General features: G+C 72.4%; 18 protein-coding genes and 1 other RNA gene. 14 read left to right on the top strand and 5 right to left on the bottom strand.

The genetic code is table 11. The features are described from left to right. Positions 1-9: 9 nt before the first annotated feature. From AB0G50_RS18310 to AB0G50_RS18320, 3 genes are read right to left on the bottom strand one after another with little or no spacing between them, the layout of a single operon-like run. Positions 10-573, bottom strand: coding sequence for a DUF1349 domain-containing protein (locus AB0G50_RS18310; RefSeq protein WP_360109492.1), 564 nt, complete (start codon positions 571-573; stop codon positions 10-12). Between the two features lie 7 nt (positions 574-580). Beyond that, positions 581-1,405 carry a fructosamine kinase family protein gene (locus AB0G50_RS18315; RefSeq protein WP_360109495.1) on the bottom strand — a complete coding sequence of 275 codons (825 nt, stop codon included), beginning with the start codon at positions 1,403-1,405 and terminating at the stop codon, positions 581-583. After that, positions 1,402-1,857, bottom strand: coding sequence for a low molecular weight protein-tyrosine-phosphatase (locus AB0G50_RS18320; protein ID WP_360109606.1), 456 nt, complete (start codon positions 1,855-1,857; stop codon positions 1,402-1,404). Before AB0G50_RS18320 ends, AB0G50_RS18315 begins: the two co-directional genes overlap by 4 nt. A 54-nt stretch (positions 1,858-1,911) precedes the next feature. Between AB0G50_RS18320 and AB0G50_RS18325 the strand changes: the two genes are divergently transcribed. The 5 genes from AB0G50_RS18325 to AB0G50_RS18345 all read left to right on the top strand — a co-directional run bounded on the left by AB0G50_RS18325 (position 1,912) and on the right by AB0G50_RS18345 (position 6,630). Then, positions 1,912-2,379: a hypothetical protein gene (locus tag AB0G50_RS18325; RefSeq protein WP_360109498.1), complete on the top strand. Its 468-nt coding sequence runs from the start codon at positions 1,912-1,914 to the stop codon at positions 2,377-2,379. Positions 2,380-2,601: 222 nt separating this feature from the next. Beyond that, positions 2,602-3,639, top strand: coding sequence for an Rv2231c family pyridoxal phosphate-dependent protein CobC (gene cobC, locus AB0G50_RS18330; protein ID WP_360109501.1), 1,038 nt, complete (start codon positions 2,602-2,604; stop codon positions 3,637-3,639). Next, positions 3,636-4,781, top strand: coding sequence for a Nif3-like dinuclear metal center hexameric protein (locus AB0G50_RS18335; RefSeq protein ID WP_360109504.1), 1,146 nt, complete (start codon positions 3,636-3,638; stop codon positions 4,779-4,781). Before cobC ends, AB0G50_RS18335 begins: the two co-directional genes overlap by 4 nt. Continuing rightward, complete coding sequence (locus AB0G50_RS18340; protein ID WP_360109507.1) at positions 4,778-5,515, top strand: C4-type zinc ribbon domain-containing protein; 738 nt, start codon at positions 4,778-4,780, stop codon at positions 5,513-5,515. Before AB0G50_RS18335 ends, AB0G50_RS18340 begins: the two co-directional genes overlap by 4 nt. Continuing rightward, positions 5,512-6,630, top strand: coding sequence for a bifunctional RNase H/acid phosphatase (locus AB0G50_RS18345; RefSeq protein ID WP_360109510.1), 1,119 nt, complete (start codon positions 5,512-5,514; stop codon positions 6,628-6,630). The genes AB0G50_RS18340 and AB0G50_RS18345 overlap by 4 nt, the downstream gene beginning before the upstream one ends. A 4-nt stretch (positions 6,631-6,634) precedes the next feature. Here the strand turns inward: AB0G50_RS18345 and ssuE are convergent, their stop codons facing one another. Further along, positions 6,635-7,192 (bottom strand): NADPH-dependent FMN reductase, encoded by a 558-nt coding sequence (ssuE, locus tag AB0G50_RS18350; protein WP_360109513.1) that lies wholly within the window; start codon positions 7,190-7,192, stop codon positions 6,635-6,637. A gap of 221 nt (positions 7,193-7,413) precedes the next feature. Between ssuE and rnpB the strand changes: the two genes are divergently transcribed. Continuing rightward, an RNA gene (gene rnpB, locus AB0G50_RS18355) (RNase P RNA component class A) lies at positions 7,414-7,800 on the top strand. Between the two features lie 248 nt (positions 7,801-8,048). Here the strand turns inward: rnpB and AB0G50_RS18360 are convergent. After that, complete coding sequence (locus AB0G50_RS18360) at positions 8,049-8,393, bottom strand: hypothetical protein (protein WP_360109516.1); 345 nt, start codon at positions 8,391-8,393, stop codon at positions 8,049-8,051. Positions 8,394-8,777: 384 nt separating this feature from the next. On the opposite strand from AB0G50_RS18360, the gene AB0G50_RS18365 reads away from it, so the two are divergent. The 8 genes from AB0G50_RS18365 (at position 8,778) to AB0G50_RS18400 (ending at position 16,697) form a co-directional block, all read left to right on the top strand. Next, positions 8,778-9,056: a hypothetical protein gene (locus tag AB0G50_RS18365; protein WP_360109519.1), complete on the top strand. Its 279-nt coding sequence runs from the start codon at positions 8,778-8,780 to the stop codon at positions 9,054-9,056. 4 nt (positions 9,057-9,060) lie between these two features. After that, positions 9,061-9,543, top strand: a complete 483-nt coding sequence (locus AB0G50_RS18370) for a hypothetical protein (RefSeq protein ID WP_360109522.1) — start codon at positions 9,061-9,063, stop codon at positions 9,541-9,543. An 82-nt stretch (positions 9,544-9,625) separates the two neighbouring features. Then, the gene (locus tag AB0G50_RS18375) at positions 9,626-12,382 is read left to right on the top strand and encodes an ATP-binding protein (protein WP_360109609.1); all 2,757 of its coding nucleotides are present in this window, start codon (positions 9,626-9,628) and stop codon (positions 12,380-12,382) included. Further along, positions 12,379-14,313, top strand: coding sequence for a hypothetical protein (locus AB0G50_RS18380; protein ID WP_360109525.1), 1,935 nt, complete (start codon positions 12,379-12,381; stop codon positions 14,311-14,313). The genes AB0G50_RS18375 and AB0G50_RS18380 overlap by 4 nt, the downstream gene beginning before the upstream one ends. Further along, positions 14,313-14,915, top strand: coding sequence for a hypothetical protein (locus tag AB0G50_RS18385; RefSeq protein WP_360109528.1), 603 nt, complete (start codon positions 14,313-14,315; stop codon positions 14,913-14,915). Before AB0G50_RS18380 ends, AB0G50_RS18385 begins: the two co-directional genes overlap by 1 nt. 1 nt (position 14,916) lies before the next feature. Then, on the top strand, positions 14,917-15,918 hold the full coding sequence (locus tag AB0G50_RS18390; protein WP_360109531.1) for a C40 family peptidase: 1,002 nt from the start codon (positions 14,917-14,919) through the stop codon (positions 15,916-15,918). A gap of 11 nt (positions 15,919-15,929) precedes the next feature. Further along, on the top strand, positions 15,930-16,433 hold the full coding sequence (locus AB0G50_RS18395) for a hypothetical protein (protein WP_360109534.1): 504 nt from the start codon (positions 15,930-15,932) through the stop codon (positions 16,431-16,433). Between the two features lie 72 nt (positions 16,434-16,505). Next, positions 16,506-16,697, top strand: a complete 192-nt coding sequence (locus tag AB0G50_RS18400; protein ID WP_360109537.1) for a hypothetical protein — start codon at positions 16,506-16,508, stop codon at positions 16,695-16,697. Positions 16,698-16,714: the final 17 nt, after the last annotated feature.

Below are 16,714 nucleotides of genomic sequence, written 5' to 3' on the forward strand. Positions count from 1 at the left end.
CGGTAAGCCCTACGCCGTTGTGACCCGCACCCGGTCGAACCGCGCGGTGAAACCGGGCCCCGTCGGTGCGGCCGCCATCACACCCGCGAACACCGGCGCCTCGGGCGGGAAGTACGCCAGGCGCAGCATGGTGGTCGCCGAGGCCTCGCCCAGGCCGTAGCGGATGGTCACCGTGTCACCCTCGCGCGCCGCCGCGATCGTCACCCGCTCCGCGCGGCCGGCCGCGACCACCGACCAGTCCGACACCTCGCGCGTCACGACCGCGCTGACCTGGTACTCGTCGTCCACCAGCTCGACACCGGACTTGATCCAGTTCCGCTCGTCGGCCCGCAGCACGATCCCGGCCTGGTCGTACTGGGCCGCGTAGTCCGCCCCGAACGACGCCTCCAGCGAGAAGTCGCCCACCACCGGCACGCCGAGCACGTGCCCGCTGTCCCGCACGAACCCGTAGTGCGTCGTGCGCCAGAAGTCGGTGTCCGGGTCGGTCGTCACGGTCAGCCCGCCCGCCACCGCCCACCGGGACGGCTCGTTCAGCCAGCGCCAGTCGTCGCGGTCGAACGCGTGGATCCCCATGCGGCCATCATGGCAGCGCCCGCACGGCCTCCAGTGCCTGCTCCGCGTAACCCCGCCCGAACAGCACGGCGTGCACGAGCAGCGGGAACAGCCGGTGCAACGGCGCCCGCGCGCGCCACCCGGCACCGAGCGGCGCCACGTCGGCGTAGCCGCCCATCACCCGATCGAGATGCGGGCACCCGAACAGCGCGAGCATCGCCAGGTCGGTCTCCCGGTGCCCGCCGTGCGCGGCCGGGTCGATCAGCCACGCGCGGGTCCCCCACAGCACGTTGCCCCGCCACAGGTCGCCGTGCAGCCGGGCGGGCGGCTCCTCGGGCGCCGCCACCTCGACCCGCTCCACCAGCGCCGCCTCGGCGCTCGTCAACACGCCGGCGTCCACGGCCGACCGCGTGTAGGGGGCGATCCGGTGCTCCAGGAACCACGGCGCCCACGAGTCCGCCGCGACGTTGCGCATCGGGGCCGCGCCGATCGTCGCCTCCACCGGCCCGCCGGGCGGCGGCACGCCGAACGCCTCCGCGCCCGCGAGGTGCAGCACGGCCAACGCCCGCCCGAACTCCTCGGCCGCCTCGACCGTCGGCCGGCCCACCGGAACCCGGTCGACGCCCAGCCACCGCCCGGACGTCCCGCGCACCCGCGGCACCGGCGGCCCGCCCGGTACCGCCAACCACGCCAACCCGGCCGCCTCGGCCGCCGCGCCGGCCGCGTCCGGGTGCCGCTTCACCACGACCACGTCGCCGTCGGCCAACCCGACCTCGTGCACCTCGCCGCCCAGCGGCCGGGTCGTCGCGGCGGCCACCCCGGTCAGCGCGAGCGCCACCGACCGCGGTGTCACAGCCGCTCGCGCACCCAGTCGAGCAGCCCCGGCACGGCGGCCTCGACCATCACGACCACCTCGGCGAACCCGCTCGCCCCGCCGTAGTACGGGTCGGGCACGTCGACGCCGTCGGCGTCCGGGTCGAACGACCGCAGCAGTCGCACCCGGTCCGGGTCGGCCACCAGCCGGCGCAGCGCGCGGGCGTGCCCGGAGTCCAGCGCCACCAGCAGGTCGGCGGACAGGTGCTCGTCGGCCACCTGGGCGGCCGTGTGCTCGGTCGGATAACCGTTGTCCGCCAACGACTTCCGCGACCTCGGGTCGGCCTGGTCGCCGACGTGCCAGCCGTCGGTGCCGGCACTGGTCACGGTCACGAGGTCACCCGGTACCGCCCGCCGGAGGTGCTCGCGGAATATGATCGCCGCCACCGGGGAGCGGCAGATGTTGCCGGTGCAGACGAACGACACGTGCAGGGTCACGGCGGGGGAGTCTGCCGGCTCTGACCCGGACGTTCGTGGGGGTCTTCGGTGTCGTTGGTGTGGTTCGCGGTGGCCGTGGTGGCCGCGCTCGCCGGTTTCTCGCTGCTGCGCGTCGGAAGTCCGCCGACACCGTCGTTCGCCGCCGCGGGCGCGGGCGCGGCGACGTCGGAGTTGCGCGCCGATCCCAACGCGGGCTTCCTGCACGACCGCGGCCCGCTGTTCGGCCGTCGCGCGTTCTTCCTCGGCACGGGCTGCCCGCCGACGCCGGTGACCGGGTTCCGGGAGTTGGCCGAGCGCCGCCGCGAGGAGCCGGTGCGGGTCGCGCGGCTGGGGCCGCGGACGTGGTGGTGGTACGAGGACGGCTTCCACACCGAGGCGGTCGGCTATCGCGCGCAGGACGTCTCCGCACTGGTGCGGAATAGTCGAAAGAGGGAGAAAGAACGCCTCGAACGCGCGGAATTGCTACTCGCTGTCAATGACACCCTCCGCCGCCGTGACGAGTCGGACCAGGGGTAACGCTCGAACGGACGAAAGCGAAGAAATAGCTGTAATGCAATTCGGGGGAGGGCGATGTGACCGAGCCACTGTTCCCGGCTACCGCGCGACAATCCCGCGCGCCGTTGCCCTGGCACCTCGTGGCGGCGCTGCTCGTGGTGTTCCTCGCGGTGGCCGCGTCGGTCCTGTAGGGACCGCCCACCGCGACCGGGGGCGCTCCTCCGATCGCCTAGACTCGCCGCGATGACCAGCCCGGATCCGCACCGCGACCTCCTGCGCCACCACGGCGACGTGGACGCCGCGCCCGGCCTCGCCGACTTCGCGGTGAACGTGCGGGTGCCGGCACCGCCGCCCTGGTTGCGCGACCGGCTCGTCGCCGCGCTGGACACCCTGGGCGCCTACCCCGCCGCCACCGCCGATCAACGCGCCCGGAGCACCGTCGCGGCCCGGCACGGCAGGCGGCCCGACGAGGTCCTGGTGCTGGCGGGCGCGGCCGAGGGCTTCGCGCTGCTGCCGTCGCTGCGCCCGAGGCTCGCCGCGGTGGTGCACCCGTCGTTCACCGAGCCCGAGGTGGCGCTGCGGGACGCCGGCGTGCCGGTCCACCACGTGCCGCTGCCCGCGCCCGACTACCGGCTGGCGCCCGACCTGGTGCCCGACGAGGCCGACCTGGTGGTGCTGGGCAACCCGACCAACCCGACGTCCGTGCTGCACCCGGCCGAGGTCGTCGCCGCGCTGACCCGACCGGGCCGGGTGCTGGTGGTGGACGAGGCGTTCATGGACGCGGTGCCCGGCGAGCCGGAGTCGGTGGCGGGCCTGGACCTGCCCGGACTGCTGGTGCTGCGCAGCCTCACCAAGACCTGGGGTCTCGCCGGGTTGCGCGCGGGCTACGCGCTCGGCGCGCCCGACCTGCTGGCCCGGCTCGGCAGGCACCGCCCGCAGTGGCCCGTCGGCTCGCTGGTGCTGGAGGCGGTGACGGCGTGCTGCGAGCCGGCCGCGCTGGAGTCGGCCGCCCGCGCCGCGCTGGAGGTCGCCGGGCACACCCGGTACGCCTACGACCTGGTGCGCCCGCACGTGGTGGTCCCGCCGGCCGCGCCGTTCCTGCTGCTCCGCGTGCCGGACGGGGAACGGGTGCGCGAAGCGTTGCGGGACAAGGGGATCGCGGTGCGCCGCGGCGACACCTTCCCCGGGTTGACCACCGACCACCTGCGGGTGGCGGTCCGCCCGCCCGCCGAGTTCGACCTGTTGACGGACGCGCTGCGAGTCGTGTTGGAGGAGCGGTGACCACACTGGGGGACGTCGTCTCGGCGCTGGAGGCGGTCTACCCGCCCGGCACCGCCGAGTCCTGGGACGCGGTGGGGCTGGTGTGCGGCGACCGGGCCGAACCGGTGTCCACCGCGCTGTTCTGCGTCGACGTCACGCAGTCCACTGTGGACGAAGCGGTCGAGGTGGGCGCGCAACTGCTGGTCGCGCACCACCCGCTGCTGCTGCGCGGGGTGACCGGCGTGCCCGCCGACGACCCCAAGGGCGCCTTGGTGCACAGGCTGATCCGCACCGGGATCGGCCTGTTCACCGCGCACACCAACGCGGACGCGGCCAACCCGGGCGTGTCCGACGCGCTCGCGGAGGCGCTGGGTCTGACCGTCACCGGCCCGCTCACCCCCGCGTCCGATCGCGAGCTCGACGTGCTGACCACGTACGTGCCGCGGGCCGACGCCGAGGCGGTGCTCGCGGCGCTGCACGCGGCCGGCGCCGGCACGCTCGGCGACTACCGCGACACCGCCTGGGTGGTCGACGGCACCGGCCGGTTCCGCCCGGTCGGCGGCGCGAACCCGACCATCGGCGCGCTGGGCGAGTTGGAGCAGGTCGCCGAAACCCGGATCGAGATCGTGCTGGACCGGCGGCTGCGCGCGTCCGTCGTCGCGGCCCTGCGCGCGGCGCACCCGTACGAAGAGGTCGCGTTCAACCTCAACGAGATCGCCGCGCTGCCGGGTGACACCGGCATCGGCCGGATCGGCGAACTGCCCGAGCCCGAGCCGCTGCGGGTGTTCGCGGACCGGGTGGCCGCCGCGCTGCCCGCGACCGCGTGGGGCGTCCGCGCGGCGGGCGACCCCGAACGGCCGATCCGGCGGGTCGCGGTGTGCGGCGGATCGGGCGACGGCTACCTCGCCGCGGCCCGTCGGGCGGGCGTCGACGCCTACGTCACCTCGGACCTGCGGCACCACCCGGCGGGTGACCACCTGGCCGCCGGCGGACCCGCCCTGGTGGACGTGGCGCACTGGGCCGGCGAGTGGCCGTGGTGCGGCCAGGCGGCCGGCGTCGTGACCACCGCCTTCGGCGGTACCGTCAAGGCACTCGTCTCCGCCCGTCGGACCGACCCGTGGACCGTCGGCGCGACGACCAAATCTGGAGGACCGCACAAGTGAAAGCCGATCCCGCCGTGCAGCGCAGGCTTCTCGCCCTCGCCGAGGTGGACGCGGAGCTGTCCCGCGTCACCCACCGACGCCGCACGCTGCCCGAGATCGCGGAGATCGCCGAGGCGGAGAAGTCGGTGCGGGCCAAGCAGGACGCGCTGACCACCATCGAGACCACCGCGGGCGATCTCGGGCGGGACGTCAAGCGCCAGGAGACCGAGATCGACCAGGTCCGGGCCCGCGAGGAGCGGGACCGCAAGCTGCTCCAGGGCGGCACGGTCGGCGCGAAGCAGCTGTCCGACCTGGAGCACGAGCTGGCCACCCTGGGCCGTCGCCGCTCCGCGCTGGAGGACGACCTGCTCGAGCTGATGGAACGCCGGGAGGCCGTCGACGCCGACGTCCAGCACGCCAGGGTCGAGCTGGACAAGGCGCAGGAGGCGCTGTCCGACGCGGCCCGCCGCCGGGACAGCGCGCTCGCCGACCTGGAGTCGACCGAGGCCAAGCGCAGCGCCGACCGGTCGCTGATGACCAAGCAGTTCCCCGAGCCGCTGCTCGCCCTCTACGACCGCGTGCGGCTGCACAAGGGCATCGGCGCCGGCACGTTCCAGACCCGCAGCTGCGGCGCGTGCCGGATCGAGCTGGACCGCAGCACGCTGAGCAAGCTCAAGGACGCCGCGTCCGACGAGGTCGTGCAGTGCGACGAGTGCGGCGCGATCCTCGTGCGGCTGGGCGAGCCGGGCCGGTGAAGGTCGTCGTCTACGCCGACGGCGGGTCGCGGGGCAACCCCGGTCCGGCCGGGTACGGCGCGGCCGTGTTCGCCGAGTCCGGCGAGCTGCTCGCCGAGCGCCGCGACGGGATCGGCCGCGAGACCAACAACGTCGCCGAGTACCGCGGGTTGATCGCGGGCCTGGAGGCGGCGGCCGAGCTGGGCGCCTCGGTGGTCGAGGTGCGGATGGACTCGAAGCTCGTGGTCGAGCAGATGTCCGGCCGCTGGCAGGTGAAGCACCCGTCGATGAAGCCGCTGGCCGCGCGGGCCCGCGAGGTGGCCGCCGGGTTCTCCCGGGTGGGCTACGAGTGGATCCCGCGCGAGCGCAACAAGGACGCGGACCGGTTGGCGAACCTCGCGATGGACGAGCAGGCGGGTGTCGCGAAGCCCGCCGGGTCGGCGGAGGTCGCGGAACCGGCGAAGGCGTCGGCGAAGGTCGCGGCGGACACCGCCTCACCGGCGTCGTGGACCGGCGCGCGCGGCGAGCCCACCCGGCTCTACCTGCTGCGGCACGGTCAGACCGAGCTGTCCGCGGCCCGCCGGTACTCCGGTCGCGGCAACCCCGCGCTCACCGAACTCGGTCGCGGTCAGGCCGAGGCGGCGGCCCGGAGGTTGGGCAAGGTCGAGGGGTTGACGGCGATCGTGTCGTCGCCGCTGGGTCGGGCGCTGGACACGGCGCGGGCCGTCGGCGGCGCGACCGGGTTGGACGTCGCGGTGGACGAGGACCTGATCGAGACCGACTTCGGCGCGTGGGAGGGGCTCACCTTCACCGAGGCGGCGGAGCGGGACCGGGAGGTGCACCCGCGCTGGCTGGGCGACCCGTCGGTGCCGGCGCCGGGCGGCGAGAGCTTCGACCAGGTGCACCACCGGGTGCGGCGGGCGCGCAACGCGCTGCTGGCCCGGCACGGCGGCGGGAACGTGGTGGTGGTCAGCCACGTGACGCCGATCAAGTCGTTGCTGCGGATGGCGCTGGACGTGGGTCCGTCACTGCTGTTCCGGCTGCACCTGGACCTGGCGTCGCTGTCGGTGGTCGAGTTCTACCCGGACGGGCACGCGTCCGTCCGGCTGGTCAACGACACGTCGCACCTGGCGTAGCGGCTCACACCGCCGGGCGCAGGTGCGTCCGGCGGCGTTTGTCGCGGGTGTCCTCGACCGCTCGGACGAACCGCTCGACCGCGGCGTCGATGGCCTCGGCGGAAGCGGGCGCGATGGCGTCGCCGACGATGTCGGGGTCCAGCACGAATTCGCCGCGCAGCACGTTGTCCGCGCCCTTGCTCGCGAGCAGCGGGTTCAGCGCGTAATCCATCGCGACCAGGAAACCCTGCGACCCGCCGGTGGCCAGCGGCAGGATGACCCGACCGCGCAGCGCCTTCTTCGGCAGCAGGTCGAGCAGCGCCTTGACCAGACCGCTGTAGGCCGCGCGGTAAACGGGACTGGCGACCACGATGCCGTCGGCGCGCAGCACGGCGCTCACCGCGTCGGCGATCTCCGGGTCGTGCAGGTCCTCGGTGAGCAGGCTCAACGTGGGCAGTCGTCGCACGTTGAGGGTCTGCACGTCGTAGCCCGCGGCGCGCAGGAGGTCGTCGACGTACGCCGCCACGATGCCCGTGCGGGACGCGGGCGAAGGACTGCCGGAAATGGTCAGAATGGTGGACATGCTCGGCCGACGCCTCTCTCGGTTATAGCTCGGACTACGAGATAAAATGTCGGCCGCGACAGATGTCGGCCGCCGTCCTGCCGAAGTCCAGATAGCGGCGGCGGGTCAATCCCCCGATTCCTGCCATGCTGCGAGTAGAACAGCCGTGCCCGGATCGCGACAAGCATTCGGGCACCTGGTTCCACGTCCTGGGACGTGGTCGGCTAAACTCCCGCCTGGGATGAGTCGGCGGGGTGGCCGCGTCGGCAGGAATGTCTGCCGCCGAGGAAAGTCCGGACTCCGCAGGGCAGGGTGGTTGTCAACGGCAACCAGGGGCGACCCTCGGGACAGTGCCACAGAGAACAGACCGCCCCGGCTCCGGCCGGGGTAAGGGTGAAACGGTGGTGTAAGAGACCACCAGCACCCCTGGTGACAGGGGTGGCTAGGTAAACCCCACCCGGAGCAAGGCCAAGAGGGCGCCCAGGCGCCTGCGCAGGCGTTCGAGGGCTGCCCGCCCGATGCCTGCGGGTAGGCCGCACGAGCCCGCCGGCAACGACGGGCCTAGATGGATGGCCACCACCGCCCGCTCGCGGGCGGCACAGAATCCGGCTTATATGCCGGCTCATCCCCTTCGAACGAGCGAGCGAGTTCGAAGAACCCCCGGAGGAGCGCAGCAACCTCCCGTACAGCCCCCAGTCACCTGGCCAACGGCCGCCGCCCGGGCTCGCACTCCCCAAAGGAGCGAAGCGAACTTCCGTCCCCCACACCCCGCACCACCCTCAAGCCGCCCATCCCCACCCATGAACGCGCCACCCCGACGGGGCACACCCCTCAGCACCTCACAGACCGCTGCGAACCGTCCCACACCCGCCGGCCCTCAAGCCCTCTTGGCAGGCCGCCCAGGCGGCATCCGAACCACCGGCCGGAACGCCTCCCCGCCGTTGTACCGCCGCTCCAACTCCTCCACGTACGCCGCCACGGCCGGGTTCACGATGTCCGCCAGGCTCCGCACCCCGGCGTCGGCCTCGTACGCCGCGAGGTAGGTGGCCGCGGCCCGGGCCCGCTCCAGCACCTCCTGGTCGAAGTTGACCGTCCGCTGCACCCGCCGCCCCGACGCGCGCCCGCCACCGGTAACCTGATCATCGCCCGAAACGGTGACGGCCACGGTGATCTCGTTCACTCCGGCGGTCGGTTCGGGCGCGGTTTCGGGCGGCTGGGTCATGTGCGGGTCTCCTCGGCCGGGTAGCTCCGGGGTGCGGGGCCGTTCGGGGCAGCCGTCAGGTCCGAACGGGTCATTGGGCAGCGCTGGACGGACAGGGGGCCGGAGGTCGTGCACACCGTGCGTGACCAGGGGGTTCGCAGTCGGGTGAACTGCCTTCGCAATCGGGAGAATCCAGCTTCGGTGGTTCACCACCGCTTCGCCTCGAACCATGATGACTGTGGTCAGATTAGACGTAATCTAGCCACAGGGGAACGGTTGATGATCTACCGACCGCTCACCGACGGATACACCTCGTGACGAAGACGTGTTCTACTCGATGACGCACGAACCGGACGGGCACCCCTCGGCCCGCCCGGCGAAGTCCTGCGTACCCAGGAGTACGAGATGACCGCCATGACCCTGGTAACACTCGCGCAGCAACAGACGCCGGCAGTCGGCACAACAGGCGTGCGCCAGTGGATTCTGGACAACCTGGTGCCGCTTCTCCTGCTGACCGTGGCGCTGCTCCTGCTCTGGCTCGGTGGCGGCAAGGGCGACAACGCGGGCGTGATGCGCCGTCTCGGCGGCGTGATCATCGCCCTGGCGATCATCGGCCTCGCCGTGACCACGAACGCCGGCTCGAACATCGGCTCGTGGATCGCCGGCCTGTTCACCGGCGGGTGACCCTTTGCGGGTACGCACTGACGACGAGGTCTACCGGGTCGACGCCGTCTGGCTCGGCCCGCCCAAGGCGACCTTCCCGTGGCGCGCGCGCTACGTGGCCTGGGGCGTCGGGATCGTGGTGTTCCTGCTGGTCATGACCGTCGAACGGCAGATGGGCATCGGGTTCGGGTTCTTCAGCACGGCGTGGGCTTTCGTGGCGACGATCATCCTCACCCGCTTCATCTGCGCGCGGATCAGCCACGAGAGACCGCTCGGCGCCGTGATGACCATGTGGGTGCGCGAGCTGACGTCGCCGCGGGAGAAGACCGACAGCCGGGGCGGCGCCGCCAGCGCGGCGCGCATCCGGGTCAGCCGGGAGCGCCCCCGCAAGCGCGTGAAGCAGAAGAAGGGGGCGAAACGCGCGGCGAGCGCCACCCGATCCCAGGACCGCAGGCCAGCTCGCCGTAAGAAGGAGGTTCGCGGTGTTCGGACGCCGGCGAGACCGTGATCGTCGCTCCGCAACGCACGTCGCCCAGCACGCCGCCGCCGCGAGCCAGGACCGCAAGGTCTACAGCAAGCGAGGGCGCCGCCTGCCGGGCGAGCAGGCGATGCCGAGCTACACGCCGTCGATCTCCGCCCGCTCCATCGACGGTCACCTGCTGCGCACCGGCCAGGAGGTCTACGCCTGGTACCGGCTCGCGCCGCAGCGCTGGTCGTTCCGGTCGGACTCGCAGCGCCAGGACCTGATCGCCGCGATCGCGGGCCAGTACGCCGAGCTCCAGGGCCGCTGGATGCACCTCCGGGTGACGACCAGGCCCTACCCGATCCGGATGTGGGCCGAGGCGCACGTGCACAACGCGGTGCGCAGGCTCCCGGACACCCCCGGCACGCTGAGCTTCGACGACTACATGGTCGGCGAGCAGCAGCAGCTGATGGGCCGGTCGATGGCCGAGAAGGAGGTCTACCTCGGCGTCCAGGTGCAAACCCGCAACATGATGGACCGGGCCGTCGAACGGGCCGCCCCCGTGCTGCGCAAGGTCTTCCCGGACGCCGTCGACGCCGAGCTGGTGGCGATCGAGTCCGAGGTCGACCACCTGGACCAGGTGATCGGCTCCGCCGGGCTCGAGGGCAGGCCGGCGACGGCCGAAGAGATGTCGTGGCTGATGCACCGGTCGTGCTCGCTGGGTCTCCCCGCGCCGCGCAACCTGCCTGCCGTCCCGGGCGCGCCGTGGGAGCCCGAGGACCTGGCCAGCTTCACCGACGCCGCCGACTTCCACCAGGAGCCGTACGCGCCGACGGTCACCGTCCGGGGCCGCACCGGCTCCAACGCGGGCATCCGCCGGCACGTCGCGGTGCTCACCGTCGGCCTGATGCACGGTCTCCAGATCCCCGAGGTGGACGACCCGTGGGTGCAGCGCGCGGACCGGCTGCCGGCCTCGGTCGAGTGGTCCGCCCGGATCTACGTGCGCCGGCCCGAGGAGGTGTCCGGCGAGCTCCAGCGCCAGATGAACAAGGTGCGCTCGCAGGTCAGGCACTACACCGACGAGCACGAGCTGGAACCGCCGCAGTCGCTGGCCCGCCAGGCGGGCCGGGTGCTCGAGATCGACGACGAGATGACCTCGGGCTTCACCGCGCTGGGCACCCGGGTGCGCTCGTGGTGGCGGCTCGCGGTGTCCGGCCCGACCGAGCGCGACGCGCTGCGGCTCGCGCAGCTGCTGCTGGACCTCTACAAGCCGAAGGTCGCGATCGAGCACCCCGAGGCGCAGTACGCGATCGCCCGGGAGTTCATCCCCGGTGAGCCGCTGTCCGCGTCGGCGTACCTGCGCCGCGGCTCGGTGCTGTGGGCGGCCTCCGCGGTGCCCACGGCCACGGCCGAGGTCGGCGACCGCCGCGGCATCCTGCTCGGCGAGACCGTGACGGCGACCCGCCGCCCGGTCGCGTGGGACCCGTGGATGGCGCAGGAACTCCGGGACGCCTCGGGCCTGACCGCGATGGTCGCGGGCCTGGGCGCGGGCAAGTCGTTCCTGGGCGGCGGCATCGTCTACAAGACGCTGCGGGCCGGCGCGCACTGGACGCTGCTCGACCCGTCCGGCCCGCTGGCCGCGCTGTGCGAGCTGCCCGAGCTGCGCCCGTACGCCCGGCCGATCAACCTGCTCAACGCCCAGCCGGGCATCCTCAACCCGTACCGCGTGGTGGCCGAGCCGCAACTCGACCACTACCTGGACGAGGAGGACCCGGAGCGCACCTGGCGGCGGGAGCGCGCGCTGGCCGCGGCGACCCGACGCCGGCTCGTGCTCGACGTGCTGACCGGTCTGCTGCCCTTCGAGGTGGCCAGACTGCCGCAAACCCGGATCGTGCTGCTGCGTGCGGTCCGCACGGTCGGCGGCCGGCCGGACGCGCACCCCGGCCAGGTCTTCGAGGCGCTGCGCCGGGACGCCTCCGAGCACCACGAGCACGCGGTGGTGGTCGCCGACTTCCTGGACGAGATGCGCGAGCGGATGTCGCTGCTCATCCCCGAGCAGGACGCGGACCCGTACAACGAGGCGCGCGACGACCGGTTGACCGTGCTGACCATGGCCGGGTTGAACCTGCCCAAGGACGGCGTCGGCCGCGAGCACTGGACCGACGCCGAGGCGCTGGGCGTGGAGATGCTCAACCTGGCCGCCTGGCTCACCCAGCGCTCGATCTACGAGCGGCCCAAGGACCTGCGCAAGGGCGTCTGGATCGACGAGGCGTTCTTCCTGTCCGAGGTGCCGACGGGCCGGGTGCTGATGAACCGGTTCGCCCGCGACTCCCGCAAGTGGAACGTCCGGGTGCTGCTGTCCTCGCAGATCCCGGCGGACTTCCTGCGCATCCAGGGTTTCGTCGCGCTGCTCGACTCGGTGTTCGTCGGCCGGCTGGACGACGACCAGGCGCAGGCGGACGCGTTGCGGCTGCTGAAGGTGCCGATCGGCGCGGGTTACGAGCAGGTGGTGGCGAGCCTCGGGCGGCGCCCGGGCGGCGTGCGCAACACCGTCGAGCGGGACCGCGCGCCGCGGCAGTTCATCTTCGGCGACGGCGCGGGCGGCGTGGAGCGGATCCGGATCGACTTCTCCGGGCCGCACCTGGAGCACCTGCGCAACTCGTTGGACACCACGCCCGACGCGCTGCGCGAGGGCGCGGACTCCGGCGAGACCGGCGAGGTCTCCTCGCCGCCGGAGGACCCGTTCGCCTACGCCGAGGAGTTCACCGACGAGTACGACGACGAGTTGGCCGCCGACCTGGAGGTCGGGCTGACGGACGACCTGGTCGAGTCGAGCCACGGTGAGGGAGGAAACCGCCGCAACGGCCGGGAAGGTGCGGCATGAGCACCCTCCTCCTGGCCGCGGCGTGCGTCGCGTTCGTGGTTTTCGCGCGTCGGCGGGTTAAGCGCCCTCTCCAGGGGAACCCCGGGAAGTTGAGGACTCCTCGCAACCGGGTCCGCTGGCCCGCGATGGCGGGCGTGGTGTCGATCGTGCTCCTCCAGGCGGTCATCGGCGCGCCGACCGCGAACGCGGCGACCTGCGACGTGCCGAACCCGGAACGGCCGGGCTCGGGCATGGTCGGCGCGATCGACCCGCCCATCGGCAACGGCGCCAAGGACACCCCGTACCTGACCTACGGGTACGCGGGCATGGTGTGGCACGCCTACCAAACCGACTGCGTCAAGCTGCCGGACACCACCGCGGTGATCGACACGTGGATGGGCAACGAGCTGTTCAACGCCGGCAAGAACATCGTCGGCGCGACGAACGCCCTGCACTACACGGTCGTCGGCCAGGGTCTGCTCCAGCCGCTGGACGACGCGGTGCGCTCGGGCGTGCAGAAGGTCTACGACAACGTCTACCTGCGCTGGTTCGGGCTGGTGGCGCTGATCCTGGCGGTGCTGATGTTCCGCCAGATCTGGAACGGCGACCTGGCGGCGATCAGCAAGCGCGGCATGTGGGCGCTGGCCGCGATGTGGCTCGCCACCTCGACGTTGGCGCTGCCCCAGTTCTACGACTTCCTGGACAGCACCTTGGTGACCAGGACCTCGGAGATCCAGGCGGGCTTCGTGGACGTCGAGGCGGGCAAGGACCAACTCGACGTCCTGCCGACCCGGTTGCACGACTCGGTGGTCTACCAGAGCTGGCTGCGCGGCGAGTTCGGCTCGCCGGAGGCGCCGCAGGCGACCGAGTTCGGCCCGAAGCTGCTGGCCGCGCAGGCGTGGACGGTGCAGGAGCTGGCCGACCACAAGGACGGCGACCAGGCGGCGCTCGACGCGAAGAAGAAGCAGTACGAGGAGATCTACAAGGGTCTCGGCCCGACCCAGGGCTACTTCACCGGCGCGGACGGCGGCCGGACCGGCGCGGGTTTCCTGTCGCTGCTCCAGGCGGTCGCGTTCTCGCTGTTCCAGCTGTTCGCGAAGGCCGCGGTGCTGCTGGCCCAGCTGCTGCTGCGGATCCTGACCCTGGCCGGACCGCTGATCGGCCTGGTCGCGCTGATCCACCATGACCTGCTGCGCAAGGTCGGCCGGGCGGCGGCCGTGACGGTGTTCAACGTGCTGGTGCTGGCGGTGCTCGCGGGCACGCACGCGCTGCTGCTCCAGGCGATCTTCGGCGCGACGGGCCTGTCGCTGCTGACCAGGACGCTGCTCGGGCTGATGCTGACGCTGGTCTGCTTCATGATCGGCAAACCGCTGCGCCGGATGTGGCAGATGGTCGAGATGTCGGTGGGCAGCGCGAGCGACGCCCTGCCGATGCGCGGCGGCCTGCTGTCCCGGTTCCGGGGCAAGAAGGACGCCGGGCCGACGCCCCAGGAGGAGTTCTGGGAGCAGGTCCGGGACACCGATCCGGACGGACCCGAGGTGCCGCAGCGCGACCGGCGGCGGGTGCGTCCCGAGGCGAACAACCCGGTGGTCGCGACCGCGCAGCGGTTGGACCGCGGCTCGGCGGGCGGTTCGGCGGGCGAGCTGTCGGCCATCGGCGGGTCCCAGTCCACCGCGCCCCGGGCCGCACTGCCCGCGGGCGGCGGACCGGCGGTCGCGGCCCTGCCCGCCGGCCGGCGGACCAGGCTCGCCGACGTGGCGCAGCACGACCGCGGTTGGGACCGGTCCGACGACGCGGTCCTGGTGCCCTCGCGCGCCAACCACGGCTTCCAGCGCATCGCGGACAACCCCGTGGTGCCCGGCCCGCGCAGGGCCGAGACGGAGGTCGTGGCGGGCCGGCAGGTGCACGTGATCTACCGGCCGTCACGCGGGTTGGAAGTCAGGGACAGCTGATGCCGATCAGGACCAACCGCGGCCGGGCCGCGGTGTACCGCCGACTCTGGGGCTGGCCGTTGCGCTCGCCCCGCCACCTCGTGATCACCATCGTGGTGTTCACCGCGCTGGTGCTGGCGATCAGCTTCGTGCTGCCGCGGGTGCTCGGCGCGCCGGCCGGGCCGCGGACCCAGCAGGGCGCCGCGGCGACGACCACCGGCACCCAGGTGGGCGTGCTGCCCACCGCGACCGGTCCGACGACGCCGCAGCCGACCAAGGCGCCGCCGCCCACCGCGTCGGGGCCCACGGTCGCGGTGCCCGCCGACGCCCAGATGACCGCCGAGCTCTGGGTGGAGGTCTACGGGAGCTTCAAGCCCGGGGTCTCCACCAAGGAGAAGTGGTTGGCGGACCTGAAGAAGTACACCTCGGAGGAACTCTTCCCCCGATTGGACTCAATCGACCCTGCGAACGTACCCGCAGTGATCAAGGACAAGATCAAACCCGTCCGCTCTGTCACCGATTCGGTGAAGTTCGAAGTGCCGTTGTCGAATGGCAAGCTCGTGCTGACCGTCGTCAAGCTCCCCGAGGGCTGGCGCGTGCACCAGTTCGACAAGGTGGCCTGACATGCTGAAGATCGTGCTGGCGGCGACGGCGGTCGTCGCCGTGATCACCATCGCCGTCGTCAACGGCGTCTCGACGGTCGTCAACCAGACGACGGCGCAGGACGACCTGTCGATCCGCGCGGTCAGCTGCAACGCCTCCATCGGGCCGTGGGAGGGCGGTGGCGCGGACCAGGGCAAGAACGCCGCGGCCAACCTCACCGAGGAGCAGCGCGGCACCGTCGCCAAGATCATCTCGATCGGCCAGGAGCGCAAGCTTCCGCCGCTGGCGTGGCAGGTCGCGATCCAGGCGGGCATGACCGAGTCCGGGCTGCGCAGCCTGAACTACGGCGACCGGGACTCGCTCGGCATCTTCCAGATGCGGCCTTCGCAGGGCTGGGGCTTGGCGTCCGAGGTCACCGACCCGGTCTACGCGATCAACAAGTTCTACGACGTGCTGCTCCTGGTCGACGGCTGGGACCGGATGAGGCCCGGTGACGCGGCGCAGGCCGTGGAGCGGTCGGGCTTCCCGGACCGCTACCACCAGTGGGAGGGCATGGCCGCCTTCCTGATCGGCGACCTGGGCAAGGTGGCCGATCCGGCGGGCTGCGGCGCGGCGGCCGGCGGCAACGTGCTGCTGGCGTCCAACGCCGCCGAGGTCACCATCAAGTTCATGAAGGAACAGCTCGGCGAGCCCTACCTGTGGGGCGGCAACGGCCCCGACGCGTGGGACTGCTCGGGCATCCTGGTCAAGGCGTTCGCCGAGGCGGGCATCACCATCCCGCGCGTCGCGAACGACCAGTACATGTCCGGCGGCGCGCACCTGCCGGTCAAGGAGGCCAAGGCGGGTGACCTGATCTTCTGGGCCACCAACCCGGCCGACCCGGTGAGCGTGCACCACGTCGCCATGTACCTGGGGGACAACCAGTACATCCACGCGCCGCAGACCGGCGACGTGGTGAAGATCAGCACGATCAACTGGGACTACCCCGAGTTGATGCCGTTGGCCGTCCGGCCGGGCGTGTAAGGGGAGACGCCATGTACAACCACGACCCGATCCAGCGCCATCCGGGCCCGCCCGCGTCGCACACACCGACCAGGGACTACCTCGACTCCCGCCCGCCGGGCGTCGACCAGTCCTACGCGGTGCTGCCGAGGTCGCTGGTCGAGGCCATGCCGCTGGTGTGGCAGCAGCAGATGACGCACCTGCTGGCCGAGTTCCACCGCGCCTACGCGCACCTGGAGTGGCCCGCGTACCGGGTGATCCCGTCCCGCCGGGAACGGCTGGTCGACCTGGACGAGGACCAGCTGTCCGAGATCGGCGTGATCATGGAGATCGACTCGGACGGCGACGTCGTCTACCGCGACCGGGGCGGCCGGCGGATCGACAACCCCGAGGAGCAGAGCGCGCTGGTGTCGGTGCTCGACCCGATTCCCGGCGAGTACGCCAACGCCAACCAGAACACGCCGCCGCGCGGGTTCCCCCGGCCGCAGCCGACGCACCCGGAGTCCGGCCCGATCTCGATGCCGCGGACGTGGTGAGCCCGAGGGGTTGAGAGGCCGACGTGATCGCCTCCGGGTGACATGCGTGCTCGCGCATGGAAACCTGGGGGCATGGTCGCTGTGGACGAGAACGCCTGGTACTACTGCCTGACCCACGCCAAGGCCGAGAAGGGCGTGGGCTGCCGCGCCGCGGACCGGATGGGTCCCTACCCGGACGAGGCGACCGCGAAGCGGGCCCTGGAACTGGCCCGTGAGCGGACCGCGGCCGAGGACAAGGCCGACAAGGAGTGGAAGGGCCGGTAGCGCGGGTTAGGGTGCGC

This window comes from Actinosynnema sp. NPDC020468, from assembly GCF_040642015.1.
Lineage (GTDB): Bacteria > Actinomycetota > Actinomycetes > Mycobacteriales > Pseudonocardiaceae > Actinosynnema.

Coding starts and splice junctions, on each gene's coding strand:
- ssuE (WP_360109513.1), bottom strand. CDS start 7,192: ATGTCCACCATTCTGACCATTTCCGGCAGTCCTTCGCCCGCGTCCCGC.
- AB0G50_RS18380 (WP_360109525.1), top strand. CDS start 12,379: ATGAGCACCCTCCTCCTGGCCGCGGCGTGCGTCGCGTTCGTGGTTTTC.
- AB0G50_RS18365 (WP_360109519.1), top strand. CDS start 8,778: ATGACCGCCATGACCCTGGTAACACTCGCGCAGCAACAGACGCCGGCA.
- AB0G50_RS18360 (WP_360109516.1), bottom strand. CDS start 8,393: ATGACCCAGCCGCCCGAAACCGCGCCCGAACCGACCGCCGGAGTGAAC.
- cobC (WP_360109501.1), top strand. CDS start 2,602: ATGACCAGCCCGGATCCGCACCGCGACCTCCTGCGCCACCACGGCGAC.
- AB0G50_RS18310 (WP_360109492.1), bottom strand. CDS start 573: ATGGGGATCCACGCGTTCGACCGCGACGACTGGCGCTGGCTGAACGAG.
- AB0G50_RS18400 (WP_360109537.1), top strand. CDS start 16,506: ATGGTCGCTGTGGACGAGAACGCCTGGTACTACTGCCTGACCCACGCC.
- AB0G50_RS18395 (WP_360109534.1), top strand. CDS start 15,930: ATGTACAACCACGACCCGATCCAGCGCCATCCGGGCCCGCCCGCGTCG.
- AB0G50_RS18385 (WP_360109528.1), top strand. CDS start 14,313: ATGCCGATCAGGACCAACCGCGGCCGGGCCGCGGTGTACCGCCGACTC.
- AB0G50_RS18390 (WP_360109531.1), top strand. CDS start 14,917: ATGCTGAAGATCGTGCTGGCGGCGACGGCGGTCGTCGCCGTGATCACC.